The following is a 25497-nucleotide window of genomic DNA, read 5'->3' as shown; positions in this document are numbered from 1 at the left end:
ATCAGGAGGATCACGTATCATGAGCTTTACGGTGGCCATCGACGGGCCGGCGGCGGCGGGCAAGGGGACGGTGTCGCGCGCGGTGGCGGCGCATTTCGGCTTTGCCCATCTCGATACCGGGCTGCTTTACCGCGCGGTGGGGGCGAAGGTCATGGAAGGTGCGGACGCGGTTGAGGCGGCGCAGGCGCTGATGGCCGAAGACCTTGAGGGTGATCTGCGCGCGCCGGGCGTGGCGCAGGCCGCGAGCCGGGTGGCGGTGGACCCGCAGGTGCGCGCGGCGCTGGTCGATTTCCAGCGTGCCTTTGCCGCGCGGGCCGGGGGTGCGGTGCTGGACGGGCGCGACATCGGCACGGTGATCTGCCCCGAGGCGCAGGCGAAACTTTTCGTCACGGCCAGCGCCGAGGTGCGGGCGGGGCGGCGCTATCGCGAGCTTTGCGAGGCGGGGCACGAGGTCACGCCCGAGGCGGTGCTGGCCGATGTGAAGGAACGCGACGCGCGTGACAGCGAGCGCGCGACGGCGCCGTTGAAACCCGCCGGGGATGCGGTGGTGATCGACACGTCCGAGATGAGCATCGACGAGGCGGTTGCGGCGGCGATCGCGGTGGTCGCGGAAAAGCGGGGAGACAGGGCATGAAGACACGCAAGCTGGGAGCGAACGGGCCGGAGGTTGCCGCCGTGGGATACGGCGCGATGAGCTTTTCCGACTTCTACGGGCCGACGAGCGAGGCGGCCTCGCATGCCATTCTGGACGCGATGCGCGATTGGGGCGTGAACCATATCGACACCTCGAATGTCTATGGCATGGGCCGCTCCGAGGAATGGATCGGCAGTTATTTCGCGCGCCACCCCGCCGCGAAGGATGATTTCGTCATCGCGACCAAGGCCGGGATCACCCGCGATGCGGATGGCAACCGCGGGTTTCGCAACGACCGGGCGCATCTTGAGGGAGAGCTGGACAAGAGCCTGAAACGGATGGGGGTGGAGCGGGTCGATCTGTTCTATGTCCACCGGCGCGATCCGGGCATGGAAATCGAGGCGGTGACCGAAACGCTGGTCGAGATCATGAAGACCGGCAAGATCGGGGCGTTCGGGTTTTCCGAGATCGCGCCGTCGTCGCTGCGCCGGGCGGCCGCGGTGCACCCCGTCGCGGCGGTGCAGTCGGAATATTCGCTCCAGACGCGGTCGCCGGAACTCGGGCTGGTGCAGGCCTGTGCCGAGCTGGGCACGGCGCTGGTGGCGTTCTCGCCGGTGGGGCGGTCGTTGCTGACCGATCACCCGCTGTCGCGCGCGGCGATTGCCAAGGCCGCGTTCCTTGCCGGGAATGCGCGGTTCCAGGAGCCGAGCCTTGGGTACAACCTCGCCGCGACCGACCGGTTTCGTGCGCTGGCTGCCGAGATGGGCGAGCCGACGGCGGCGCTGGCCAATGCGTGGCTTCTGGCGCAGGGGGACCATGTGATCCCGATCCCCGGCACGCGCTCGGTCGAGCATTTTCGCGAATGCGTGCGCGGTGCCGAGATCACGTTGTCGGCGGATGATCTGCGCCGCATCGAAGAGGTGCTGCCGGTCGGCTGGTGCCATGGCGACCGCTATAACGAAAGCCAATGGGTCGGGCCGGAGCGCTATTGCTGAGGGGAGTGCCGTTTTACGAGAATTGGCTGAGTTTAAGACTTTGGTAACCAATTGGGTTCCATCGTCGTTCTGTGGGTGAGACCTTTCTAGGAGATCGATTCGAATGACGCGACGCTTTTGGGCCTTCCCGGCAGTCATGTTTGTTGCAGCCTGTGCCGTTGAGCCGCAAGAACCCATTGTCTCAGCCTATAACGGAGACAGCGTGAACATCATCCAGCCCTTGTTTGCCAGTTTCTCGGATGCCGAACTGCTCGCCAAGGCCAACAGCATCTGCCAGCGCGGGCACAAGAAGCGTGCGGAGCGGGTTTCGATGCGTGGTCTTCCGGACTATCAGGGAACCGAGTACCTGTTCCTGTGCCTGGGCAAGGCATAAGCGATCCGGCCGACCTCGGGTGATCAACTCTTGCCCGCCACCTTGTCGCGCAACACGCGGCGCAGGATCTTGCCCGAGGCGGCCTTGGGGATGGCGTCGGTGATCTCGATCCGGCGGACCTGCTTGTAATGCGACAGCATCCCGTCGAGATGGGCCTGTAGGGCTTCGAGCGTGGGGGGGTTGCCTGCGGGCACGACGAAGGCCATGGGCAATTCGCCCGCATCCGGGTCAGGCACGCCGATCACGCCGACATCGGCCACGTCGGGATGGGTGATGAGCGCCGCTTCGAGTTCGGCCGGGGCGACCTGGAAGCCCTTGTACTTGATCAACTCCTTCAGGCGGTCGGTGACATACATGAACCCGTCCTCGTCGAACCGCACGATGTCGCCGGTATGCAGCCAGCCTTGCGAATCGAGGGTCTCGGATGTGGCCGCTTCGTTCCTCCAGTAGCCTTTCATCACCTGCGGGCCGCGCACCCAAAGTTCGCCCTCGTCGCCCATTTCCACATCGCGGCCGGTGAGCGGATCGACGACGCGGCATTCGGTGTTGGGGATGGTCAGGCCCGAGGCGCCGGGGCGGGCGCGCTCGGGCGGGGTGGAATGGGAGACCGGCGAAAGTTCGGTCATGCCATAGCCCTGCGTCGTGGCACAGCCGAGTCGGGCGGCAACCCGGTCGGTCACGTCACCGCCCAGGGGCGCCGCGCCGGAATTGACCTGTTCGACGCAGGAGAGATCGTATTCCTCAACCAGCGGGTGCTTGGCCAGCGCGATCATCACCGGGGGCACGACATACATGCGCCTTGTGCGGTGCTCGGACGACAGGCGCAGGAACATCTCGAGATCGAAGCGCGGCATGGTGACCAGCCCGCCGCCCGCCGCCAGCACGATATTGGCGAGGCATTCGAGCCCGTAGATATGGAAGAAGGGCAGGAAGGCCACCGTCATCTCGCCGGGTTCAGAGGTGATGGTTGCCATGGTCTGGTCGATATTGGACGCGAGGTTCCAGTGGGTCAGCATCACCCCCTTGGGCAGGCCGGTGGTGCCGCTGGAATAGGGCAGGGCGAGGACATGGTTGCGGATGTCGACCGGGGTTTGCGCCTCTTGCGGTTCGCCCATGAGGTCGGAGAGCGAGAGGGTGCCGGGGGCGTCGCCGATCACGGCGATCTCCTGCACCTCTGTGCCCTCAATGGCCTCGCGTGCGGTGTCGAGGAATTGCGGGATGGTGATCAGAAGGGTGGCGCCGGAATCGTTCAACTGGTGGCGGACCTCGTGCGCGGTATAGGTCGGGTTGATCAGCGTGACCGTGCCGCCCGCCCATGCGATGCCGTGAAAGACGACGCAATATTCCGGCAGGTTGGGGGCCATCAGGGCGATCATCGTGCCCTGCCCGGTGCCGCGCGCATTGAGCCCCCCGGCCAGCCGTTTCACCGCGTCGATGAAGCCGCTCACCGTGACGCTGCGCCCGGTCGGCCCGTCGATCAGCAGCGGGCGTTTGGGGTCGTCGCCCAGACCCTCGAAGACGCGGGTGGTGATCGAGATTTCGCGCAGCTCGACCGGCGGATAGGGGCTTGTGATGATGCTCATGTGATGGTGTCCTCCCGCGGGCAGGCTAGGGCCGTGCGGGACGATTTGCCAAGCGGAACGCGCCGTCACTTGCGCGGCGAAGTGGATCAGCCGCGCGCGATGTTGCCGCTGCGCAGGGGCAGGCCGAATTCGGCATGGCAGATCTCGGCCAGTTTGGCGATGCCGTCGCGGATCACCGGCAGTGGCGGATGGCCGAAACAAAGCCGCATCCGGTGGCGATTCTGGTCGCTGTTGACGGTCCATTGCGAGCCGGGATTGATCTCGATCCCCTGTTCCAATGCGACCTCGAAGAGCCGGTCGGTATCGACCGAGTCGGGCAGCGTGACCCAGAGATAGATGCCGCCCACCGGCCGGTCATATTGCGCGGCGGCGCCGAAATGTTCATCCAGCGCGGCGCAGAGCGTATCGGATTTTTCCTGCAATACCGGCAGGAGCGTGGCGACATGCGCCTCGTAATGGCCGGGCAGGTATTCGGCCAGCGCCATCTGCCCCAGCGCGGCGGTGCCCGCGTCGGTCTTGAGCGGCAGGATATGGCCCATCAGCGGCCAGGGCGCGACGAGGTAGCCCATGCGCAGCGCGGGCGCGATGGTCTTGGAGAATGTGCCGCAATAGATCACCCGGTCCTCGTCATCAAGCGCGTGGATCGCGGGCGGGCGTTCGCCGGAAAAGACCAGGTCGGCATAGCAATCATCCTCGAAGATCGGGACGTCGTATTTGCGCGCGAGCGCCAGCATTTCGCGGCGCCGTGCCTCGGGCATGATGGTGCCGGTGGGGTTCTGGATCGTGGGGATGGTGTAGATGAACTTGGGCTTGCGCCCCTCACGGGCGAGGGTTTCAAGCGCCTCTTCGAGCGCGTCCATGCGCATGCCGTCGCCGTCGAGCGCGATGGGGTGGGGGCTGACGCCGAGCGTGCGCAGCTTGGCGATCGCGCCCATGTAGTTGGCATCTTCGAGCAGCACCACGTCGCCCGCGTCGAGAAGCGCCTTGTTCACGAGGTCCATGGCCTGAAGTGAGCCGGAGGTGACCAGCACCTCGTCGCGGGTGACGGTGATGCCGGTGCGGCGTTCGAGAATGGTGCAGATTTCCTCGCGCAGGGGGAGATAGCCCTGCGGTCCACCATCCATGCCGTATTTGCCCATGGCGTGGCCTTCCTCGCGGATGACGCGGGCGACGGCCTCGGCCAGGGCGTCGGCGGGCACGGTCGGTTCGTCGATATTGCCGCCGACGAAATGATAGGGCGGCAGGCCGGTAAAGGGCTGGGCGGATCGCGCGCGGGCGGGTTCGGAGAGGAAGCTGTCGAAGGCGAAACTCATGGCGCGTGTCCCTGTCTTGCTGTGTCTTTGGCCCGGTCTTTCGGGTCGGTGTCGCGACACGTGCGGGCAAGGCAAGTCTAGGGCGGGGTTTCGCGTGGGTCCATTCGTCGCAAACGGCGTGACGCAACGAAAAAGGGCGCCCGTGGGGACGCCCTTTGATCCGGTCAGACCGGCAAGTCAGGGTTTGATGTAGGTATAGCCCTGCTGTTGCAGATAGCTGAGTTCGGCCACGCCCGAGGGCACGATATCCTCTTCGTAGGCGTCGAAAAGATCGTTATCGAGGTCGATATTGCGACCCACCAGCGTGTTGTTGCAGATGTGAAAGTCGACATTCTGGCCCTTGAGCCCGAGCACCCGGCCGCTGAGCTTTTCGTTGGTCTTGGCCTGGCTGAGCAGGCCCAGGCCGTTGCCATGGAGCACGACCTTGATCTCCATGTTCTGCGCACCGACCGCGTTGATGTGGTTCTGGATGTTGTTCATCGCGCCCAGATAGGCGCGGTCACCGTCGCCGCCATGGTAGTTGATGTGATAGACGACCTTTTGCTTGCCATAGCGGTCGCTGGCCTGTGCGTCGCCGGTCGCGACGACCAGAAGCGCGAGCGTGAGTGCCAGGAGGCCGGTGGTGGCCTTGCGGATGAATGTCATGGTTGGTTCCTCCCTTGGTTTCGATCATAGCATGGATCGGATGGAAGAAGTATCTCATCACGACAGGCAGGTCGTAACCCGCAGCATCACCTGAAAAGCCTCTCGGGGGGCTAGGGTATTCCCCAGGTTTGGCGGCGGCGCATCAGGATGGGCCATCCGCCGGGGCGGCCTTGGTGATCAACTCAACTGTGCTGCGCGCCTCGTGCTTGCGCAGCAGGTTGGCGCGGTGGAACTCGACGGTCTTGGGGCTGATCCCGAGGGACCGGGCGATTTCCTTGGACGAATGGCCCAGCCGGACCAGATCGAGGATTTCGCGTTCGCGTTGGGTGAGCGGGATGGCGGGCGTGTCAGGAGACGGGCCGGGCGCGGCGGCGGGTGCGGCCTCGCGACGGCGGCGCAGGCGCCAGAGGGCGCCGAGCACCAGCAGCAGTGCGACAATGGCCGATACGGGCGGGAGGAGCCGTGCGGTCGTGCTGCCCCGGTCGAGCCGCGTGGTAAAATCCGAGAGCAGCGCCTCGACCGCGTGATAGCTTTGCGGGGCGCCCCAGCCGTCGCGCAGCCCGTATCGCTGGCGCAACGTGTCGTCCTGAAGGGCAAGCAGAGCCAGGGCCATGCGATCGCGCACCATCGCGGGGCTGCCCGCCAGCGCAAGGAAGGGCCATTCGGGAAACAGCCGGGTCGAGAGTGAATCGGGATAGGTGTAGGAGGCGTTGGGGTTGAGCACGCGCAGCCGCGCCGGATCGAGTTTGCCCTCGGCGGCCAGTTCCTCGATCAGGCCACTGCGCACGATGCCGATATCGGTGCGCCCGGCCAGCACGTCGTCGATGATGCGGTCCATCGGAAACCCCACGAAATCGAGCGCGGCGACGTCGGTGAACGGGTCGATCCCGTGTTCGCGGAACGCGGCCCAGGCGATCTGGAACCCGCCGAATGCATTCGGATCGACCGCAACAAGGCGGCGGTCGGCGGCATGTTTGAGCGTGTGCACCGGGCTGTCGGCGGCGGTGATGATGGCGCTGCCGAACTCTGAGGCGAGCGTGCCGTCGGACACATGGCGCTTGCGCGAGGCCAGAACGCTCATCGGGCGGGTGCGGGCCAGGGTCACGAAATGGCCCGGGTTGGTGACGAGAAAATGCACGCCGCCATTGTCGATCAGCGGCCCCGCCGAGGTCAGTGTCACGGGCACAAGGCGCGTCGGCTGGCCCAGCGCATCGGCGAGATAGCGTTCGAGCGGTTTCCAGTGCGGTTCCGTCGCCACCCAGCCGCGAAAGGCGAGAACGCCGATGCGGATCTCGTTTTCGGGTGTTTCCTGGGCGAGAGAACGCAGGGGAAGGATGGCCAGAAGGCCCAGAACGAGACCGCAGGCGCGGGCGGATTTCAACATGATCCGCCGGTGGCGAACCTGTGCGCGGCGGCCAGTCGTGGCATGCCCTATTCGTCCTGCAACGCGCCGTTTGCCCAGGTGCCGCTTTCCTCTCCGCCCTCGGCATAGACCATGGTGCCGTTGCCCTGGCGTTTGCCGTTGAGGAAGGTGCCGGTATAGACGTCGCCATTGGCATAGGTTGCGCGGCCTTCGCCGGAAATCTGCCCTTCCTTCCATTCGCCGGAATAGCGGAAACCGTCGGGCATGGTGATCTCGCCTTCGCCGTGGCGCTGACCATTTTCGAAGGTGCCCTTGTAGATGGTGCCGTCGGGGTAGGTCGCGGTGCCCTCGCCGTGGCGCTGGCCGTCTTGCCATTCGCCTTCGTAGCGATAGCCATCGGCATAGGTCATCACGCCGAACCCGTGATTGCGCGCGTTGCGAAAACCGCCTTCGTAGGTGACGCCGTTGGCATAGACGGCCTTGCCGTTGCCGTCGATCACGCCCGCTTTCCATTCACCTTCATAGGTCGAGCCGTCGGGGTAGGTGATCTTGCCCTCGCCATCGGCGACGTCATCGCGGAACTGGCCGACATAGACCGACCCGTCGGGATAGGTGACCGTGCCCGACCCCTCGATCCGACCATCGACCCAGCTGCCTTCGTAGCGATAGCCGTCGGCGCCCTCGAACGTGCCCTGGCCCTCGCGCTTGTCGCCGGTGAATTCGCCCTCGTAGACATCGCCGTTGGCATAGGTCACCTTGCCCATGCCTTCGCGTTGTCCGGCGACGAGCGCGCCCTCGTAGACATCGCCGTTGGGCTGGGTGAGCGTGCCGGTGCCGTTGATCTGGCCGTCTTTCCAGAGCCCTTCGTAAACCAGCCCGTCGGGCATGGTGAGCGTGCCTTCGCCTTCGCGCGCCCCCTGCACGATCTGGCCTTCGTAGATTGCGCCGTCGGGATAGGTGATGCGGCCGCGCCCTTCCTTGACGCCGTTGATCCAGTCACCGTTGTATTCATAGCCATTGGGCGAGGTCATCACCCCGCGCCCGTGGTGCATGGCGTTGCGAAACCCGCCTTCGTAGCGGGTGCCGTTGGCATAGACCGCGATGCCCTGGCCGGTGATCTTGCCGTCGACCCAGTCGCCCTCGTAGGTGCCGCCGTCGGAGAACACGATTCGGCCCACGCCCTCGGGCTTGCCCTTGGCAAATTCGCCCTCGTAGACCGAGCCGTTGGGGAAGCGGGCGATGCCGCGACCGCGAATCTCGCCGTCGACCCACTCTCCGGTGTATTCGTAACCGTTGGGTAAACGATACGTGCCTTCCCCATGCTGGAGCCCGTTGCGGAACGTGCCCTCGTAGACTCCGCCATCGTCGTATTGCTTGGTTCGGGTCTCGCCGTCCTGTGCGGCGGCTGGCAGGCCGAGGGCCAGTGCCACGGCATATGCGGTCAGCCTCATTCTGCGTGCGGTCATCATCGTGCCCGGCCCCCTGTTTGATCTGGCCATCACATGCAGCCTCGATGCGGGAAATCTAAGCGACGGGGCCGCGAGGGGCAACGTCTTTTGCCCGGGGCGGCGGGATGGGCGGCAAATTGGCTTCCCCTCGGGCCATGATCTGTTAAATCTGGCGGGGACGATCCTGAGGGGGCCAAATGAGCGATCAATTCCGCCTGACGCTGGCGCAGCTTAACCCGGTTGTGGGCGATATCGACGGCAACGCCGAGAAGGCGCGCAGGGCCTGGGAAACGGGCCGCGACGCAGGTGCCGACCTGGTTGCGCTGCCCGAGATGTTCATCACCGGTTACAACACCCAAGACCTTGTGATGAAACCGATTTTTCATCAAGCCGCGATAGAGGCGATCGAGACGCTGGCGCGCGATTGCGCGGATGGACCGGCGCTTGCGATTGGCGGCCCGGCGCTCGAGGGCGCGGCGCTTTACAACGCGTATTACATCTGTCGGGGCGGGCGGATCACGGCCACGGTTCTCAAGCATCACCTGCCCAACGAGACCGTGTTCGACGAGGTGCGCGTGTTTGAAAGCGGGCCGGTGACGGGGCCTTACGTGGTGGGCGATCTGCGTATCGGCAGCCCGATCTGCGAGGATGGATGGTATGAGGACGTGGCCGAGACGCTGGCCGAGACCGGGGCCGAGATCCTGCTGATCCCCAATGGCAGCCCCTATTACCGGCAGAAATTCGACGTGCGGGCCAACAAGATGGTGGCGCGGGTGATCGAGACGGGGCTGCCGGTGGTCTATCTCAACATGGTGGGCGGGCAGGATGACCAGGTCTTTGACGGGGCCAGTTTCGTGCTCAACCCGCATGGGGAGCTGGCCGTGCAACTTCCTGTTTTCGATGAGGAAATAGCGCATGTCGATTTCACGCGCGGGGCTGACGGCTGGCGCGCGGAACCGGGGATGAAGGCACATCTGCCGGGGGTCGAGGAGCAGGATTACCGCGCGATGGTTGAATCCCTGCGCGATTACATGCGCAAGACCGGGTTTTCCAAGGCGCTTCTGGGCCTGTCGGGGGGGATCGACAGCGCGATCGTGGCGACCATCGCGGCGGATGCGCTGGGGCCGGAGAACCTGCGCTGCGTGATGCTGCCTTCGGAATATACGTCCGAGGACTCGCTGGCCGATGCGACGGCGGTGGCCGAGCGGTTGGGATGTCGCTATGACACTGTTCCGATTGGGAAATCCCGTGCCGCTGTGACCGAAACCCTGGCCCCCTTGTTCGAGGGGACGGCGCCGGACGTGACCGAGGAGAACATCCAGTCGAGGCTGCGCGGATTGTTGCTCATGGCGCTGAGCAACAAGTTCGGCGAGATGCTTTTGACCACTGGCAACAAGAGCGAGGTGGCGGTTGGCTATGCCACGATTTATGGTGATATGTCAGGTGGTTACAACCCGATCAAGGATATGTACAAGACCCGGGTCTTTGCCACGTGCCGGTGGCGCAACGCCAATCATCGGCCGTGGATGAAGGGGCCGGGGGGCGAGGTGATTCCGCCGCGCGTGATCGACAAGCCGCCGAGTGCGGAATTGCGCCCGGACCAGAAGGACGAGGACAGCCTGCCACCTTACGAAGTGCTTGATTCCATTCTGGAAATGCTGGTCGATCAGGAGGCGAGCGTGGCCGATTGCGTGGCGGTGGGGCACGACCGCGACGTGGTCAGGAAGATCGAGCACCTGATTTATATCAGCGAATACAAGAGGTTCCAGTCTGCCCCGGGCACAAGGTTGAGCCCGCGCGCCTTCTGGCTCGACCGGCGTTACCCGATCGTCAACCGCTGGCGCGATCCGGGTGGTTAACGGCGCTGCGGTGCGGCGAAAGCCGGGGGGTGATCTCCGGCTGCGCCCCGGCTGTCGGGCGTGCACCGCCGCGTTGCGGCATTTCTTAAGGGAAAATTGATTAATCCGCCGTTCGGTGGGGTCAGCCCTGCGGGTCCGAAGCGCTGTCGCCCATGAGGTAGCGCGGGCCGGAACCTCGCGCGGCGGCGCGGTCGTCGCGATTGTAGAGGCGGCATTTGTCGAGGCTGAGGCAGCCGCAGCCGATGCAGCCGTCGAGATCGTCGCGCAGTTTTTCGAGCGTGGCGATGCGGGCGTCGAGGGTGGCGCGAATCCGGTGCGAGATGGCCTTCCAGTCGCGGGCGGTCGGGGTGCGGCCATCGGGCAGGTCCGACAGAAGCGCCGCGATCTCGGGCAGCGTGAGACCAAGGCCCTGCGCGATTCGGATGAAGGAGAGCCGGCGGATGTCGGCGCGGGCAAAACGGCGCTGGCCCGAGGCGGTGCGGGTGGCGCGGATCAGGCCCTTGTCCTCGTAAAAGCGGATCGCCGAGACGGCGAGGCCGGTGCGCTTGGCGATATGGCCGATGGGCAGCATGTCCTTGGGGCTGGGGGGCATGAAAAATCTCTTGACCTAAAGTTAGGTTGAGAGATTAGCGTCCAGATTGTCATTTGAAAAGGAGGCATATCATGGTGACGAAACTGGAGCATGTGAACGTGACGGTGAGCGATCTGGATCGGTCCATCGCGCTTGTCCAGGACGTGTTCGGCTGGAAACTGCGCTGGCGCGGCGGGTCGATCCATAGTGGCGAGAGCGCGCATGTGGGCGATGACGAGACCTATGTGGCGCTCTATCGCCATCCAGAGCAGGCCGGTCGGCCGGTGGACAGCTATACCACCACCGGCGGGCTCAACCATATCGGGGTGCTGGTCGAGGATCTCGATGCGGTCGAGGCCAAGGTCAAGGCGGCGGGGCTGGAGCCGCATTCCCACGCCGATTACGAACCGGGCCGTCGGTTCTATTTCAGGGATCATGACGGCACGGAATGGGAGGTTGTGAGCTATCCCTGAGCCAAGCCGGGCGGGGCCGGTTCGGGGCTTGCTCGGGCCGGTTTGGGCTTCGTCCGTTTGCACCTCAAACCGTCCACTGGACGGTTTGCCGGGCGTTGCCCGGACCGGTGCTCACTCCCACCAGCGGTCGATGGTGGCGATGTCGTCGTCGGACCAGCCGAAATGATGGGCGAATTCATGCACGGTGACATGGGCGACCAGCTCGGCCAGGTCGACGTCGCCGCGGGTGCGCCATTCGTCGAGGATGGGTTCGCGGAAAAGCCACACGCGATCCGGGCCGGTGGGCTGATCGAAGAACGATTTCTCGGTCAGCGGGATGCCCTCGTATAGCCCGGTCAGCTCGCGCGCATCGTCGATGTCGAGCTCGCGCAGCATCTGCGCGTCGGGCCAGTCGGCCACGTGGATCGCCACGGCGCGGGCGGCGGCGCGGAACGGCGCGGGAAAGCCCGCGACGGTATCGCGGGCGATCTGTTCGATCTCGTCGAGCGTGGGCAGCGGGCCATCGGTCATGGCCCGCATATGGCGCGCAGGGGCGGCTTACTCAAGCATCATCTGGTAGGATGTGGGCACGTAATGAAACCCCTCGCCCCGGGTTTCGACAAAGCCCATGGCAGGCCAAGGCATGTGATAGCCGATGAACGGGATCTTGTCGGCGGCCAGCATGTCGAGGATGCGGCGGCGGGTCTTGGCGGCCATTTCCTTGTCGCGATCGAAACGGACCTCCCAGTCGGGATAGGCCAGTGACCAGACGTAATGGTTGGCGAAATCGGCGCCGAGCAGGAGTTGCTGGCCGCCGCTTTCGATCATGTAGGTCATGTGGCCGGGGGTGTGGCCGAAGGCGGCCATGGCGGTGATGCCGGGGGCGATGCTGTCGCCGTCGCCGATCATGGTGAATTGCTCGGCCAGCGGGCGCACCTTGGCTTCGAACGTCTCGTTGCCGGACATGTCCCAGGCGTCGAATTCGGCCGCGCCGGTGACATGGGCGGCATTGACGAAGGTGGCTGCGCTGCCCTCGGAGACGCCGCCGATATGGTCGCCATGCATGTGGGTGATCACCACGCGGTCGACCTGATCTGGCTCGTAACCCGCGGCGCGCAGCGCGCCGGTGATGCCGCCGGGGTTGAGGCCGGTGTCAAAGAGGATGAGCTCCGACCCGGTATTGACCACCGTGGGGGTGAAGAAGAACTGCGCCTTGTCGGTGGGGATACGGGCGGCGGCGGAGGCGGCGGCGAAATCCTCCTCGCTGGCATTGAGGCCGAAGATGGTTTGCGGATCGGGCACGGTGCGGGTGCCCGCAAGCAGCGCCGTGACCTCGAAATCGCCCAGCTTGAAGCGGTTGAAGCGGGTCGTCGCCATGCCCAGCATTTCGGCCGCGGCAAAGGCCGGGCGGGATGCGGCGGCGGCGAGGGGCAGGGCGGCGGCACCGATGAGCGCGCGGCGGCGGGTGATGGAAAAGGCGGGTCTGGTCATGTCGGGTTCTCCCTTGGATGTCTGGCTGGTCTGCATGATACGCATGATGCGGGCATTCGGATGTCACGACCATGTGAACGGCGCGCGCGACCCCCGGCGGTGCTTTCTGGACAAAGCCCGCCGGGTGTGGGATGTGGCACGCCAATCCCTGCACCGCCATTGCGAGAGGCTTTCATGGTCACGACACGTTTTGCGCCTTCGCCCACCGGCTATATCCATGTCGGCAACCTGCGCACCGCCCTGATGAATTTCCTGATTGCGCGCAAGGCTGGCGGGCAGTTCATCCTGCGCATCGACGACACCGACCCGGAACGCTCGAAAGAGGAATATGTCGACGCGATCAAGCGCGATCTCGACTGGCTGGGGCTGCATTGGGACCGGGTCGAGCGGCAGTCCGAGCGGCTCGACCGCTACGCGGCGGCGGCGGACCGGCTGCGCGAGATGGGGCGGTTCTATGAATGTTTCGAAACGCCGACCGAACTCGACCTCAAGCGCAAGAAACAGCTCAACATGGGGCGCCCGCCGGTTTACGACCGCGCAGCGCTTGACCTCGGCGAGGGCGAGAAGGCGCGGCTGCGCGAAGAGCGCGGCGGATACTGGCGCTTCAAGCTCGACCACGCGCGGATCGAATGGCAGGACGGCATCGCCGGTCCCACCTCGATCGACGCGGCGAGCGTGTCCGACCCGGTACTGATCCGCGCCGACGGGCAGGTGCTCTATACGCTGGCCTCGGTGGTGGACGATACCGAGATGGGCGTGACCCACGTGGTGCGCGGCGCCGATCACGTGACCAACACCGCGACCCAGATCCAGATCATCGAGGCGCTGGGCGGAACGGTGCCGCAATTCGCGCATCACAGCCTGTTGACCGGACCGCAGGGCGAGGCGTTGTCGAAACGCCTCGGCGTGCTGGCCCTGCGCGATCTGCGCGAACGCGGGGTCGAGCCGATGGCGCTGCTTTCCCTGATGGCGCGGCTGGGGTCGAGCGACCCGGTGGAATTGCACGATGACATGGGGGCGCTGATCGACGGGTTCGACATCACCCGGTTCGGCACCAACCCGACGAAATTCGACGTCGAGGACCTGTTTCCGCTGACCGCGCGGCTCTTGCATGCTGCGCCGCTGGAAACGGTGGCTGGTGAGCTGGCCGCGGCGGGTGTGCCCGAGGACAAGTTCGCCGATTTCTGGGAAGCGGTGCGCGAGAATATCGAGACCCGCAAGGACATCGCCGCCTGGTGGGTGATGTGCCGCGACGGGGCCGAGCCGGTGATTGATGCCGAGGACGCCGATTTCGTGGCCGAGGCCATGGCGATCCTGCCGGAACAGCGCGACGGCGAAACATGGGCACAATGGACCGCGGCGGTGAAAGAGGCGACGGGGCGCAAGGGGCGTGGGCTCTTCATGCCTCTGAGAAAGGCGCTCACCGGCATGAGTCATGGCCCGGACATGGGCAAGCTCTTGCCGCTCTTGCAGGTGATCCGCGCCAAGGGCTGATCCCGCCGCGCGCCGGATCTCTTTCTTGGCGGAAATACTCTGGGGGATGGCGACAAAATGCCTTGGGCATTTTGCGCCTGGGGGTGAAACCCCCAACAAATCAAACCTGTGTGCCGCAGGCACGCAATCTGATCAGACCGGGACAGTCAGACCGGGTGCTGGTCGATGATCCTGACCTTGAGGCGGCGCAGCTCGGCATCGACGAAATCGCGCTCGCTCGGGGCCAGCAGCCGGTGGCGGGGATAGACCGGGCTTTCGCGGTCATCCATCACCGGGGCGTCCCAGCCCGAGGTGCTGTCGAAGAACCGCCGCGCGCCGGCTTCTCCGAACTGTTGCAGATAGCCCTGCACCACCACGTCGAGATAGGACATGAGCACCGGGTGCGCGGCATCGGGTCGGCCATGGGCGTCATGCGGGATCGAGTAGATCGCGACGTCGATCCGGTGCGGCAGCGGGTGGTCGATATCGTCGGGCACGGCCACGCGGGCATAGGCGTGCTCGCGTTCGTCGAGCGCACTCCAGTCGTCGCCGGGCACATGGGCGATCATCCCGTCGATGGTCGAGCCGGGATCGGGCAGGGCGGTGAGAAAGGCCACCGGGCGCAGCTGCGTATGCCGCCAGGCCCGCCGCCAGCCCCGTGCCCGGGCGGGATGGGCATCGGCATAATCATGCGTCGAAAGGTTCACGAGCGAGCCGTAACCGAAGAAAAATGCGCCTTCATGTGTCGTCATGCGGGCAAATTTGCCTGTGGATTGATCCATGTCAAACAGGTATCCGTGGGAAACAGGCATGAAGGGCGCATCTTTTTCAGGTTGAAACAACCCCGGGGACTGGTACGTGCGGATCACCAAGAGAACCAATATCGCCATTCGCGTTCTGATGTTCTGCGCGGTCAATCGCGGGCGGCTGGTGACCAAGTCCGAGATCGCCCGGTGCTGCAACACCTCGGAAAACCACCTGGCGCAGGTGATCAACCAGTTGGGCCAGATGGGGTATCTGCACACCCAGCGCGGCCGCAATGGCGGCATGCAACTGGGCCGGGCGGCCGGTGAGATCGTGATCGGCGACGTGTTTCGCGCGCTGGAGAGCCACGTTCCGCTGACCGAGTGTTTCGCCGATGTCGACAACACCTGCCCGCTGGTCGATGCCTGCCGGTTGAGACTGGCGATCCAGGATGCCGCCGAGGCGTTTTATGAACGGCTCGACGCGGTGACGCTCGACACGCTGGTTTGCGACAACGATCCGCTCAGGGTGCTGATGACGCCGGGCCCGTGCAGCGGGCGAAAGATGGGCGTGGCCTGAATAATCCGAAACCGACCTTTCCGGGGCTTGCAGCGGCGCGAGCGGTATACTAGCGTATGCCCGAACACCGACCCGGGAGAACCGTCGCAAGGACGGTGCCGAAGGAGCAACCGCCCCGGAAACTCTCAGGCCAAAGGGACCGGCCGGTGACAGGAACTCTGGAGAGACCCCGGGCAAGGCCGGGGCGCCGAAGGGATAGCGATCTCAGGCGAAAGGACAGAGGGGGCATCAGGCCGCGCGGGCTCCGCGCGGGAAATTGATGCCGGTTTGATATTCAGAAAACCGCGTATCGTGTGACGAGAGAGGGGCATGCCATGCCGGATCTGAAGCGCACACCGCTCAATGACCTTCACCGCGAGCTGGGGGCCAGGATGGTGGAATTCGCCGGTTACGAGATGCCGGTGCAATTTCCGATGGGCGTGATGAAGGAGCATCTGCATTGCCGCGCCGCCGCCGGGCTTTTCGATGTGAGCCATATGGGGCAGGTGATCCTGCGCGGGCCGTCGGACAATGGCGCCACGGCGTTCGAGGCGCTGGTGCCGCAATCCATCGCGGGGCTGGCGCAGGGGCGGCAGCGATACGCGTTCTTCACCAACGAGGCGGGCGGGATCGAAGACGACCTGATGGTGGCCAATCGCGGCGATCACCTTTTCGTGGTGGTCAACGCGGCGTGCAAGGCGGGTGACCTGGCGCTGATGCAAGCCGGGTTGCCGGGCTGCGAGGTCGAGGAGATCACCGACCGCGCGCTCTTGGCGTTGCAAGGCCCCGCGGCCGAGGCGGTGCTGGCCGGACACGTGCCGGGCGTGCGCGAGATGCGGTTCATGGATGTGATCGTGGCCGGGTCCGGGTTTGGCGAGCTGTGGATTTCCCGGTCGGGTTACACCGGCGAGGACGGGTTCGAAATCTCGGTCGCCGAAGGGCAGGCCGAGGCGCTGGCCCGCGTGTTGCTGGCCGATGACGCGGTGCGGCCCATTGGCCTTGGCGCGCGGGATTCGCTGCGTCTTGAGGCGGGGCTGTGCCTTTACGGCAATGACATCGACGCGGCCACGAGCCCGGTCGAGGCGGGTCTTGACTGGGCGATCCAGAAGATACGCCGCAAGGGTGGCGCACGTGCGGGCGGCTTTCCGGGCGCGGCGCGCATCCTCGACGAATTGGAGAACGGCGCGGCACGGCGGCGGGTGGGATTGGCCCCCGAGGGCCGCGCCCCGATGCGGGCCGGTGTCGCGCTTTACGAGGCCGAGGCGGGCGGCGCCCCGGTGGGCGCGGTGACATCCGGCGCCTTTGGCCCGACACTAGGCGCGCCGATGGCGATGGGCTATGTGCCCGCGGGCTTGTCGGTCCCCGGCACCCGGCTTTACGGTGAGGTGCGGGGCAAGCGGCTGCCTGTTCTGGTGGCCGATCTGCCCTTTGTGCCCGCGAATTTCAAACGCTGACCCCTGAGGAGAGACCTATATGAAGTTTACCGAAGAACATGAATGGCTGCGCGAAGAGGACGGCGTGATCGTCGTCGGCATCACCGAACATGCCAGCGAGCAACTGGGCGACGTGGTGTTCGTGGAACTACCCGAGGTGGGCAACGAGGTGACCAAGGACGAAGAGATCTGCGTGATCGAGAGCGTCAAGGCGGCGAGCGACATCCTCGCCCCGCTGGATGGCGAGATCGTCGAGGTGAACGATGCGATCGTCAATGATCCCGGCAAGGTCAACGAGGACCCGCTGGGCGATGCGTGGTTCTTCAAGATCAAGCCGGCCGATCCGAGCCAGATGGACGATTACATGAGTGAAGCCGAATACAAGACCCTCATCGGCTGATCCATGACCGTCCGGCGCATCGTTCCCAACCTGCACGCGCCCGACCCGCCGGCGCTGGCGCGGTTCTACGCCCGGGTCTTCGGGCTCGACATCCCGCTCGACATGGGCTGGATCGTCTTCCTGGGAGAGGCGGGCGGGCAGGAGATCGCGATGCAGGCCGCGCAGGAGGGCGGCTCGGGCACCGAGCTGCCGGTGATCTCGATCGAGGTCGATGACCTCGAGGCCGCCGAGGTGGCGGTGCGGGCGGCGGAGGCCGAGATCGTCTATGGCCCCGTCACCGAACCCTGGGGTGTTCGGCGGTTCTTTTTCCGCGACCCCGCGGGCAACCTGATCAATACCGTTATCCATATCTGAGAGGCGCACATGGCTTTCACACCGACCGACTATCTTCCCTATGATTTCGCCAATCGCCGTCATATCGGCCCCAGCCCTTCCGAGATGGAGGAGATGCTCGGGGTGGTGGGGGCCGGGAGCCTTGATGCGCTGATCGACGAGACGCTGCCCAAGGCGATCCGGCAAGAGGCGCCGCTTGATCTCGGCAAGGCCAAGTCGGAGCGCGAGCTTTTGTATCACATGCGAAGGACGGCCTCGAAGAACCGGGTTCTGAAATCGCTGATCGGGCAGGGCTATCACGGCACGGTGACGCCGCCCGCGATCCAGCGCAACATCCTTGAGAACCCCGCGTGGTACACCGCCTATACCCCCTATCAGCCCGAGATCAGCCAGGGGCGGCTCGAAGCGTTGTTGAATTTCCAGACCATGGTGAGCGATCTCACCGGGCTCGAGATCGCCAATGCGAGCCTGCTCGACGAGGCGACGGCCTGTGCCGAGGCGATGACCATGGCGCAGCGGGTGGCCAAGTCGAAGGCCAAGGCGTTTTTCGTCGACCGCGATTGCCACCCGCAGAACATCGCGGTGATCGAGACCCGGGCCAAGCCGCTGGGGATCGAGGTGATCGTCGGCAACCCCGACAAGATGGACCCCGAAAAGGTGTTCGGCGCGATCTTCCAGTATCCCGGCACCTATGGCCATGTGCGCGATTTCACCGCGCATATCGAGAAGCTGCATGAACACAAGGCAATCGCGGTGATGTCGGCCGATATCATGTCGCTCACGCTCCTGAAGGAGCCGGGCGCGATGGGGGCCGATATCGCGGTCGGCAACACCCAGCGGTTCGGCGTGCCGATGGGGTATGGCGGGCCGCACGCGGCCTATATGTCGTGCCGCGATGCATTCAAGCGGGCGATGCCGGGGCGGATCGTGGGGGTTTCCATCGACAGCCATGGCAACCGGGCCTATCGTCTTGCCCTGCAGACCCGCGAACAGCATATCCGGCGCGAGAAGGCGACATCGAATGTCTGCACCGCGCAGGCGCTTCTGGCGGTGATGGCGGGGATGTACGCGGTCTATCACGGGCCCGAGGGATTGAAGGCCATTGCGCAGCGCATCCATCGCAAGACCGTGCGCCTTGCCAAGGGGCTCGAGGAGAACGGGTTCAAGGTCGACCCCCGGGTGTTTTTCGACACGATCACGGTGGATGTGGGGCCGCTTCAGGCGGCGGTGATGAAATCGGCGGTGGACGAGGGCATCAACCTGCGCGCGGTGGGCGAACGGCGGGTCGGTATCTCGGTCGACGAGGCGGTGCGCAGCGCCGATATCGAGGCGGTCTGGCGGGCCTTTGGCATAAGGCGCAAGGATGACGATTTCGCGCCCGAATACCGCGTGCCCGAGGCGATGCACCGGCGGTCGGATTTCCTCACCCATCCGGTGTTTCACATGAACCGGGCCGAGACCGAGATGATGCGCTACATGCGCCGGCTGGCCGACCGCGATCTTGCGCTTGACCGGGCGATGATCCCGCTGGGGTCGTGCACGATGAAGCTCAACTCGGCGGCCGAGATGATGCCGGTGAGTTGGCGCGAATTCTCGATGCTGCATCCCTACTGCCCCGAGGATCAGGCGCTGGGCTACAAGGAGTTGATCGACGATCTGTCCGCCAAGCTGTGCCAGATCACCGGCTATGATGCTTTCTCGATGCAGCCCAATTCGGGCGCGCAGGGGGAATATGCGGGGCTGTTGACCATTGCCGATTACCACGCGGCGCGCGGCGAGGGGCATCGCAAGACCTGTCTCATCCCGGTGAGCGCGCATGGCACCAACCCGGCCAGCGCGCATATGGTGGGCTGGGACGTGGTGGTGGTGAAATCGGCCGAGAACGGCGATATCGACCTCGACGATTTCCGCGAAAAGGCCGAGAAGCATTCCGACACGCTCGCCGGGTGCATGATCACCTACCCCTCGACCCATGGCGTGTTCGAGGAAACGGTGATCGAGGTCTGCCGCATCACCCATGAGCATGGCGGGCAGGTCTACATCGACGGGGCCAATCTCAACGCGATGGTGGGGCTGTCGCGGCCCGGCGACCTTGGCGGGGATGTGAGCCATCTCAACCTGCACAAGACATTCGCCATTCCGCATGGCGGTGGGGGCCCCGGCATGGGGCCGATCGGGGTCAAGGACCACCTGATCGCGCATCTGCCCGAGAAATCCGGCGCGGTGAGCGCGACGCCCTTTGGCTCGGGGTCTGTTTTGCCGATTTCATGGGCCTATGTGCTGATGATGGGGGGCGAGGGGCTGACCCAGGCGACGCGGGTGGCGATCCTCAACGCCAATTACATCGCCAAGCGGCTCGAAGGGGCGTTCGACGTGCTTTACAAGGGGCCGTCGGGCCGGGTGGCGCATGAATGCATCCTCGACACGCGGCCGTTTGCCGACAGTGCTGGTGTCACCGTCGATGACATCGCCAAGCGGCTGATGGATAACGGGTTTCACGCGCCGACGATGAGTTGGCCGGTGGCGGGCACCCTGATGATCGAGCCGACCGAGAGCGAGGCCAAGTCCGAGCTCGACCGGTTCTGTGACGCGATGCTTTCGATCCGCGAGGAAATCCGCGCCATCGAGGACGGGCGGATGGACCGCGAGAACAATCCCTTGAAGAACGCGCCGCACACGATGGAGGACCTCGTGAAGGACTGGGACCGGCCCTATAGCCGCGAGGAGGCCTGTTTCCCGCCGGGGGCTTTCCGGGTCGACAAGTACTGGCCGCCGGTCAACCGGGTCGACAATGCCTGGGGTGATCGGCATCTCGTCTGCACCTGCCCGCCGGTCGAGGCCTATGACGAGGCGGCGGAGTGATCGCGACCCTGCCTTTTCATCTTGCTGCAAATACTCTGGGGGTCCGGGGGTGAAACCCCCGGTCCTGCAATCAGAGGCCGAGCGCCGGGGCGATCCGGTCGCGCAATGCCTGCCATGTCGCCTCATCCGGGGCCGAGAGCAGGTAGCCCTCGGTCACGCCGGTGTCGTAATCGCGCCCGTCGAGAAAGCGCGCGACGCCGCCCGCGCGTTCGCAGATCAGCACGCCGGCGGCATGGTCCCAGGGGTTGAGTGTGGCCGAGAGGACGAAATCGACCGCGCCTTGGGCCAGCAGGCGGTATTCATGGCATGAGCAGCGCAGCGAGCCGAGGCGCGCGACCTCGGCGCCGAGCGGCGCGAGGGCGCGGCGGTCGGCCTCGGGCATGTAGGACAGGTGTGCGATGCCCGAGAGCCCCGGGAGCGCGCCGCCCGCCGAGGTCGAGAGAGTGCGGTTCGGGCGCCCCATCTCGGATTGCAGGGCGGGGCCGTCCTTGGACGCGAAGATCCAATCGTCGGTGATCGGGTCGTAAAGCATGCCGAAGATCGGTTTGCCAAAGCGCGTGGCGGCGAGGATCACGCCGAAGAGCGGCAGGCCATGGGCGAAATTCCACGTGCCGTCCACCGGATCGACGATGAAGGCCAGTTCGGCCTTGGCAGCGGTCTTGCGCAGGTCGGGGTTGCCGGCTGCCCCCTCTTCGCCGAGCACGACCGCGCCGGGAAAGAGCCGCGAGATGGCCCGGGCGATCATCGCTTCGGCCCCGGTATCGGCGGCGGTGACGAGATCGGCGGGGCCGGACTTGGTCGAGACCTGGCCCTCGGTGAGGTTGCGAAAGCGTGGCAGGATCTCGGTCCTGGCGGCGCGGCGGATGATGTTGACGAGGCTGGAAATCTGGGCCTCGGTCAGGCGCGTGGCGGGGCGGGGGAGGGTCTCAAGGGGCATCGGGTCACCTGTCGCTTGCGGGTCGGGCGAGGGATGGCATTGCCGGTCGCGGGGTGCAACCGCAATAGCGTTTCTGGACGCACCTGCATCAGGTCTTTGCCGACGCGCCTTATTCCCGGGCGCGCAGAACCCGGGCGGGGCGCACCGCAAGCGCGCGCGCCGAGAACCCGGCGCTGGCCACCAGCGTGGCCACGACGCCGCCCGCGACGATGGCCAGTCCCGACGGCCAGATCACCGAAAAACGCGTCTCGAAGAGGAAATGGCTGATCGCCCATCCGCCCGCGATTCCGGCGCCGAGCGCGACGATTCCGGCGGCAAGGCCCAGAAGCCCGGCGCGCAGAAGGAAACTGGTCAGGATGCTGGCGCGGGTGGCGCCCAGCGTCTTGAGCACCGCCGCCTCGTGGGCGCGGGCCGAACTGCCCGCCGCCGCCGCGCCGATGAGCACGAGAAACCCGGTCAGCAGCGTCACCGCCGCGCCCCAGGACGTGGCGGCGGCGATCCCGTCGAGCATTTCTGCCACGCGGTCGATGGCATCACGCACGCGAATCGCTGTGATGTTGGGAAAGCTGTCGGAAAGGTCGCGCAGGATCGCGGCCTCGGCCTGTGGTTCGGCATAGACGGTGGCGATGAAGCTATGCGGCGCGGCGGCGACCGAGGCCGGGTCCAAGGTCAGGACAAAGCCCATGCCGGCGGTGGAAAAATCGACCTCGCGGAACGAGGTTATGGTGGCGGTGATGTCGCGGCCAAGGATGTTGAGGGTGATCGTGTCGCCGAGGCTCAGCCCCATCTCGGCGGCCTCTTCGGCGGCGAAACTGACCAGCGGGGGGCCGGAATAATCATCGGGCCACCATTCGCCTGCCGTGACGCGGGTGCCGTCGGGTTGGGGTCCGGCATAGGTGATGCCGCGATCGCCGCGCACCACCCAGTGATCGCCCGCCACTTGGGACGCCGGGAGGCCGTTGATTTGCGAGACCACGCCGCGCAGCATTGGCGCGCTTTGCACGCGCGAGACGGCCGAGTCGTTCTCGACCCGGTCGAGAAAGCCCGGCATCTGGTCTTTCTGGATGTCGACGAAGAAATAGGACGGCGCCTCTTGCGGCAGGTCGCGCGAGATCGCGCCGCGCAGGTTACCGTCGATCTGCCCGACCGCGGCGAGGACCGAGAGGCCGAGCCCGATCGAGAGCACCACCGGCAGCGCCTCGGAGCGTGGGCCGCCGATGGCGGCGAGCGCCCAGCGGGTGGCGGGCCGGGTGCGGGCGATGCGGTGAGCGCGCCGTGCCATGGTCCGGATTGCAAGCCCGGCCAGCGCGAGGATCATCAGCGCCGCGATGATGCCGGCGGCGGTCCAGAGGGTGAGCCGGACCGAGCCGGAAAAGACCGCCGCCGACGCGATCAGCGCGGCCAGGAGCCCGGCGGTGGCCAGCACGTAGCGCGTGCGCGGCCATGTCGGTGCGCCCGAGAGTGCGTCGCGAAACAGCGTGGCGGCGCGGATCGTTTCGGTGCGCGCCAGCGGCCAGAGGGTGAAGAGCGCAGCGGTGAGCGCACCGTAAAGCGCGGCCTCGAAAAGCGGGGCCGGGTAGAGCGAGAAGACCGCAGGCACCGGCAGGGCGGCAGCGAGGATCGGTGCGAGCAGGAGCGGCACGCCGCTGCCCAGCGCAAGGCCGATCACGATGCCCAGCGCCGACAGTGCGGCGATCTGGAGCGCATAGGCCAGGAAGATCGTGGCGTTGGTGGCCCCCAGCGTGCGCAGCGTGGCGATGGTGCCGGTCTTGCCCGCGAGATAGGCGCGCACCGCCGCCGAGACGCCCACACCGCCCACGGCGAGGCCGGAAAGACCGACAAGGATGAGAAAGCCCGAGAGCCGTTCGACAAAGCGCGCGACATTGGGCGCGCCGTTGCGCGCATCGCGCCAGCGCAGGCCCGAGCCGGCGAGTTCGGCGCGTGCCTCCTGTTCGAGGGCGTCGAGATCGGTGCCGGGGGGCAGCGACAACCGGTAATGGGTGGAATAGAGCGTACCGGGTTCGAGAAGCCCCGAGCCGGACAGTGCGTCGCGGTGCACGAGTGTTCGTGGACCCAGGGAGAACCCGCCGGTAGCATTGTCCGGCTCGCGGATGAGCGCGGCGGCGAGGCGGAAGTCCTGTCGCCCGAGGCTGAAGCTGTCGCCGATGGAGAGCCCCATCCGGTCGATGAGGAGCGGGTCCATCACCGCGCCGGGAAGATCGCTGCCGCGCAGCGCCTCGTCGAGCGGGATCGGCGGGTCGAGCTGCACCGCGCCCTTCAGCGGATAGGCGTCATCGACCGCCTTCACTTGGGTGAGGGCACGGGTGTCGCCGAAGACGGCCATGGAGCGGAAATCGGCGATTTCGGACACCGCGTCGGCGCGGCGTTCCATCCAGGCGCGTTCTTCGGGGGTGGCAAAGCGATAGGTCAGTTCGATCTCGGCATCGCCGCCCAGAAGGGCCGCGCCCTCGCGCGTCAACCCGGCCTCGATCGCGGCGCGGACCGATCCGATTCCGGCGATGGCGGCCACGCCGAGCGCGAGGCAGGCGAGGAACACGGCAAAGCCGCGCAGGCCACCGCGCAATTCGCGCCGGGCGATGCGGGCCGCCATGGGCAGGCTCATGCGGCGGCCCCTGCCTGGCCGCTGTCGATGCGCCCGTCGCGCAGGCGCAGCACGCGGTCGCAGCGATCCGCGACCGCCGGATCGTGGGTCACGAGCACGAGGGTTGCGCCATGGGCGGCGCGCAGATCGAACAGCAGTTCGATGATCTGGGCGCCGGTGGTGCTGTCGAGATTGCCGGTGGGTTCATCGGCCAGCAGGATATCGGGTTTCGGGGCCACCGCGCGGGCCAGCGCGACGCGCTGTTGCTCGCCGCCCGAAAGCTGGCTGGGGTAGTGATCGGCGCGGGCGGCGAGGCCGACGCGGTCCAACTCGTCGCGGGCGCGGTCGAACGCATCGCGGTGCCCGGCCAGTTCGAGCGGGGTGGCGACGTTTTCGAGCGCAGTCATGGTGGGGATGAGATGGAAGGACTGGAACACCACGCCCATGTGATTGCGGCGAAACCGCGCCAGCGCGTCCTCGGACATCTCCGACAGGTTATGGCCCAGCGATGTGACTCGACCGGCGGTGGCGCGTTCGAGCCCGCCCATCAGCATAAGGAGCGAGGATTTGCCCGACCCGGACGGGCCGACGAGGCCCAGCGTCTCGCCCCGGTTTACATCGAGCGAAATCGCGTGGAGTATCTCGATTCGTCCCGCGTTGCCGTCGAGCGAGAGCGCCGCGTCGGACAGGGACAGAACTGGGTTTTCTGAGGGAGAGGTCATGCGGCCCATATTCTGGTTTCTGCTTCTGGTGTCATATGGGGTGCGCGTGCGGATCGGCAAGGCGCTGGCAGGGTTTCTTTTTTTCGCGTCGCTTGCCGGGCCGGTGGCGGCGGAGAAGGTTCATCTCGTCGCCTATGGTGACAGCCTGACCGCGGGGTATGGCCTGCCCGAGCACGAGGGGTTCGTGCCGCAGTTGCGGACGTGGCTTGAGCAACAGGGCGAGGATGTGCGCGTGGTCAATGCGGGCGTGTCGGGCGATACCACGGCGGGCGGGCTGGCGCGGTTCGAGTGGTCCCTGACGCCCGAGTTGCAGGGGGTGATCCTGACCTTGGGGGGCAATGACGCGCTGCGCGGGACCGAGCCGGATTCGATGCGTGCCAATCTCGATGCGATGCTGGAGATCGCGGCGGCACGCGGGCTTGAGGTGTTGCTGGTGGGGATGCCGGGGCCGGGCAATTACGGGCCGGAGTATCGCGCGGCGTTCGAGGCGGCTTATGCCGATCTGGCGGAGAAGCATGACACGCTGTTCTACCCTGATTTCCTTGCTGCGCTGGGGGATGACCCGGCTGAGGTGCTGGACTTCATGCAGGCGGACGGGATTCATCCCGACGCGGAAGGGGTGGAGCGGATCGTCGAGGCGATCGGGCCCAGCGTTCAGGCGTTGATCGCGCGGATCAGGGACGAGTGAGGCCAAGGCAAAACGGGC

General features: G+C 66.0%; 24 protein-coding genes and 1 riboswitch. Of the genes, 12 read left to right on the top strand and 12 right to left on the bottom strand.

The annotated features are described in order from the left end of the window. Window positions 1-19: 19 nt before the first annotated feature. From cmk to FLO80_RS04660, 3 genes are all read left to right on the top strand, one after another. Window positions 20-634 (top strand): (d)CMP kinase, encoded by a 615-nt coding sequence (cmk, locus tag FLO80_RS04670; protein ID WP_111363440.1) that lies wholly within the window; start codon window positions 20-22, stop codon window positions 632-634. Then, window positions 631-1629 carry an aldo/keto reductase gene (locus FLO80_RS04665; RefSeq protein WP_111363442.1) on the top strand — a complete coding sequence of 333 codons (999 nt, stop codon included), beginning with the start codon at window positions 631-633 and terminating at the stop codon, window positions 1627-1629. Before cmk ends, FLO80_RS04665 begins: the two co-directional genes overlap by 4 nt. Before the next feature lie 103 nt (window positions 1630-1732). Beyond that, entirely contained in the window at window positions 1733-2002 is a 270-nt protein-coding gene (locus tag FLO80_RS04660; protein WP_111363444.1) for a hypothetical protein, read from the top strand. Window positions 2003-2025: 23 nt separating this feature from the next. On the opposite strand, the gene FLO80_RS04655 is transcribed toward FLO80_RS04660, so the two are convergent. The 5 genes from FLO80_RS04655 to FLO80_RS04635 form a co-directional block, all read right to left on the bottom strand. Further along, window positions 2026-3585 carry an AMP-binding protein gene (locus tag FLO80_RS04655; RefSeq protein WP_111363446.1) on the bottom strand — a complete coding sequence of 520 codons (1560 nt, stop codon included), beginning with the start codon at window positions 3583-3585 and terminating at the stop codon, window positions 2026-2028. Between the two features lie 86 nt (window positions 3586-3671). Beyond that, on the bottom strand, window positions 3672-4898 hold the full coding sequence (locus FLO80_RS04650; protein ID WP_111363448.1) for an aminotransferase-like domain-containing protein: 1227 nt from the start codon (window positions 4896-4898) through the stop codon (window positions 3672-3674). 177 nt (window positions 4899-5075) lie between these two features. After that, complete coding sequence (locus FLO80_RS04645; RefSeq protein ID WP_111363450.1) at window positions 5076-5543, bottom strand: DsrE family protein; 468 nt, start codon at window positions 5541-5543, stop codon at window positions 5076-5078. Window positions 5544-5685: 142 nt separating this feature from the next. Beyond that, window positions 5686-6927: a PhnD/SsuA/transferrin family substrate-binding protein gene (locus tag FLO80_RS23150; RefSeq protein ID WP_111363452.1), complete on the bottom strand. Its 1242-nt coding sequence runs from the start codon at window positions 6925-6927 to the stop codon at window positions 5686-5688. Window positions 6928-6974: 47 nt separating this feature from the next. After that, on the bottom strand, window positions 6975-8372 hold the full coding sequence (locus tag FLO80_RS04635) for an MORN repeat-containing protein (RefSeq protein ID WP_111364060.1): 1398 nt from the start codon (window positions 8370-8372) through the stop codon (window positions 6975-6977). Between the two features lie 179 nt (window positions 8373-8551). Here FLO80_RS04635 and FLO80_RS04630 point away from each other — a divergent pair, with 179 nt between their 5' ends. Beyond that, a complete protein-coding gene (locus tag FLO80_RS04630) occupies window positions 8552-10213 on the top strand; it encodes an NAD+ synthase (RefSeq protein ID WP_111363453.1) in 1662 nt (553 codons plus the stop codon). A gap of 121 nt (window positions 10214-10334) precedes the next feature. Here the strand turns inward: FLO80_RS04630 and soxR are convergent, their stop codons facing one another. Beyond that, on the bottom strand, window positions 10335-10805 hold the full coding sequence (soxR, locus tag FLO80_RS04625; protein ID WP_111363455.1) for a redox-sensitive transcriptional activator SoxR: 471 nt from the start codon (window positions 10803-10805) through the stop codon (window positions 10335-10337). A 71-nt stretch (window positions 10806-10876) separates the two neighbouring features. Here soxR and FLO80_RS04620 point away from each other — a divergent pair, with 71 nt between their 5' ends. Next, a complete protein-coding gene (locus FLO80_RS04620; protein ID WP_111363457.1) occupies window positions 10877-11257 on the top strand; it encodes a VOC family protein in 381 nt (126 codons plus the stop codon). 111 nt (window positions 11258-11368) lie between these two features. On the opposite strand, the gene FLO80_RS04615 is transcribed toward FLO80_RS04620, so the two are convergent. Together FLO80_RS04615 and FLO80_RS04610 are read right to left on the bottom strand one after the other, a co-directional pair. Continuing rightward, complete coding sequence (locus tag FLO80_RS04615) at window positions 11369-11767, bottom strand: metallopeptidase family protein (RefSeq protein WP_111364062.1); 399 nt, start codon at window positions 11765-11767, stop codon at window positions 11369-11371. A 27-nt stretch (window positions 11768-11794) separates the two neighbouring features. After that, a complete protein-coding gene (locus FLO80_RS04610) occupies window positions 11795-12727 on the bottom strand; it encodes an MBL fold metallo-hydrolase (protein ID WP_111364064.1) in 933 nt (310 codons plus the stop codon). Between the two features lie 174 nt (window positions 12728-12901). Between FLO80_RS04610 and gltX the strand changes: the two genes are divergently transcribed. Further along, window positions 12902-14221, top strand: coding sequence for a glutamate--tRNA ligase (gltX, locus tag FLO80_RS04605; RefSeq protein ID WP_111363459.1), 1320 nt, complete (start codon window positions 12902-12904; stop codon window positions 14219-14221). 146 nt (window positions 14222-14367) lie between these two features. On the opposite strand, the gene FLO80_RS04600 is transcribed toward gltX, so the two are convergent. Then, entirely contained in the window at window positions 14368-14952 is a 585-nt protein-coding gene (locus tag FLO80_RS04600) for a gamma-glutamylcyclotransferase family protein (RefSeq protein WP_111364067.1), read from the bottom strand. A 106-nt stretch (window positions 14953-15058) separates the two neighbouring features. On the opposite strand from FLO80_RS04600, the gene FLO80_RS04595 reads away from it, so the two are divergent. The 5 genes from FLO80_RS04595 to gcvP all read left to right on the top strand — a co-directional run bounded on the left by FLO80_RS04595 (window position 15059) and on the right by gcvP (window position 20530). Beyond that, the gene (locus tag FLO80_RS04595) at window positions 15059-15523 is read left to right on the top strand and encodes an RrF2 family transcriptional regulator (protein ID WP_111363461.1); all 465 of its coding nucleotides are present in this window, start codon (window positions 15059-15061) and stop codon (window positions 15521-15523) included. A 63-nt stretch (window positions 15524-15586) separates the two neighbouring features. Next, window positions 15587-15675: riboswitch (glycine riboswitch) on the top strand. Between the two features lie 162 nt (window positions 15676-15837). Further along, window positions 15838-16956, top strand: a complete 1119-nt coding sequence (gcvT, locus tag FLO80_RS04590; protein ID WP_111363463.1) for a glycine cleavage system aminomethyltransferase GcvT — start codon at window positions 15838-15840, stop codon at window positions 16954-16956. Between the two features lie 19 nt (window positions 16957-16975). Further along, window positions 16976-17335 (top strand): glycine cleavage system protein GcvH, encoded by a 360-nt coding sequence (gene gcvH, locus FLO80_RS04585; RefSeq protein WP_111363465.1) that lies wholly within the window; start codon window positions 16976-16978, stop codon window positions 17333-17335. A gap of 3 nt (window positions 17336-17338) precedes the next feature. Beyond that, entirely contained in the window at window positions 17339-17689 is a 351-nt protein-coding gene (locus tag FLO80_RS04580) for a VOC family protein (RefSeq protein WP_111363467.1), read from the top strand. 9 nt (window positions 17690-17698) lie between these two features. Continuing rightward, window positions 17699-20530, top strand: coding sequence for an aminomethyl-transferring glycine dehydrogenase (gene gcvP, locus FLO80_RS04575; RefSeq protein ID WP_111363469.1), 2832 nt, complete (start codon window positions 17699-17701; stop codon window positions 20528-20530). Between the two features lie 70 nt (window positions 20531-20600). Here the strand turns inward: gcvP and FLO80_RS04570 are convergent, their stop codons facing one another. The 3 genes from FLO80_RS04570 to FLO80_RS04560 form a co-directional block, all read right to left on the bottom strand. Beyond that, entirely contained in the window at window positions 20601-21467 is an 867-nt protein-coding gene (locus tag FLO80_RS04570; RefSeq protein WP_111363471.1) for an inositol monophosphatase family protein, read from the bottom strand. Between the two features lie 109 nt (window positions 21468-21576). Then, a complete protein-coding gene (locus tag FLO80_RS04565) occupies window positions 21577-24090 on the bottom strand; it encodes an ABC transporter permease (protein ID WP_111363473.1) in 2514 nt (837 codons plus the stop codon). Continuing rightward, entirely contained in the window at window positions 24087-24791 is a 705-nt protein-coding gene (locus FLO80_RS04560) for an ABC transporter ATP-binding protein (protein WP_111364069.1), read from the bottom strand. The genes FLO80_RS04565 and FLO80_RS04560 overlap by 4 nt, the downstream gene beginning before the upstream one ends. Between FLO80_RS04560 and FLO80_RS04555 the strand changes: the two genes are divergently transcribed. Further along, window positions 24790-25479, top strand: a complete 690-nt coding sequence (locus FLO80_RS04555; protein ID WP_111363475.1) for an arylesterase — start codon at window positions 24790-24792, stop codon at window positions 25477-25479. The two genes, FLO80_RS04560 and FLO80_RS04555, sit on opposite strands and share 2 nt — an antisense overlap. Window positions 25480-25497 lie beyond the last annotated feature (18 nt).

Source organism: Aquicoccus porphyridii (assembly GCF_008369105.1).
In the GTDB taxonomy this organism is placed as follows: Bacteria; Pseudomonadota; Alphaproteobacteria; order Rhodobacterales; family Rhodobacteraceae; genus Aquicoccus; species Aquicoccus porphyridii.
The sequence above is the reverse complement of the archived record's forward strand: the minus strand, read 5'-3'. Positions and strand labels throughout refer to the sequence as shown.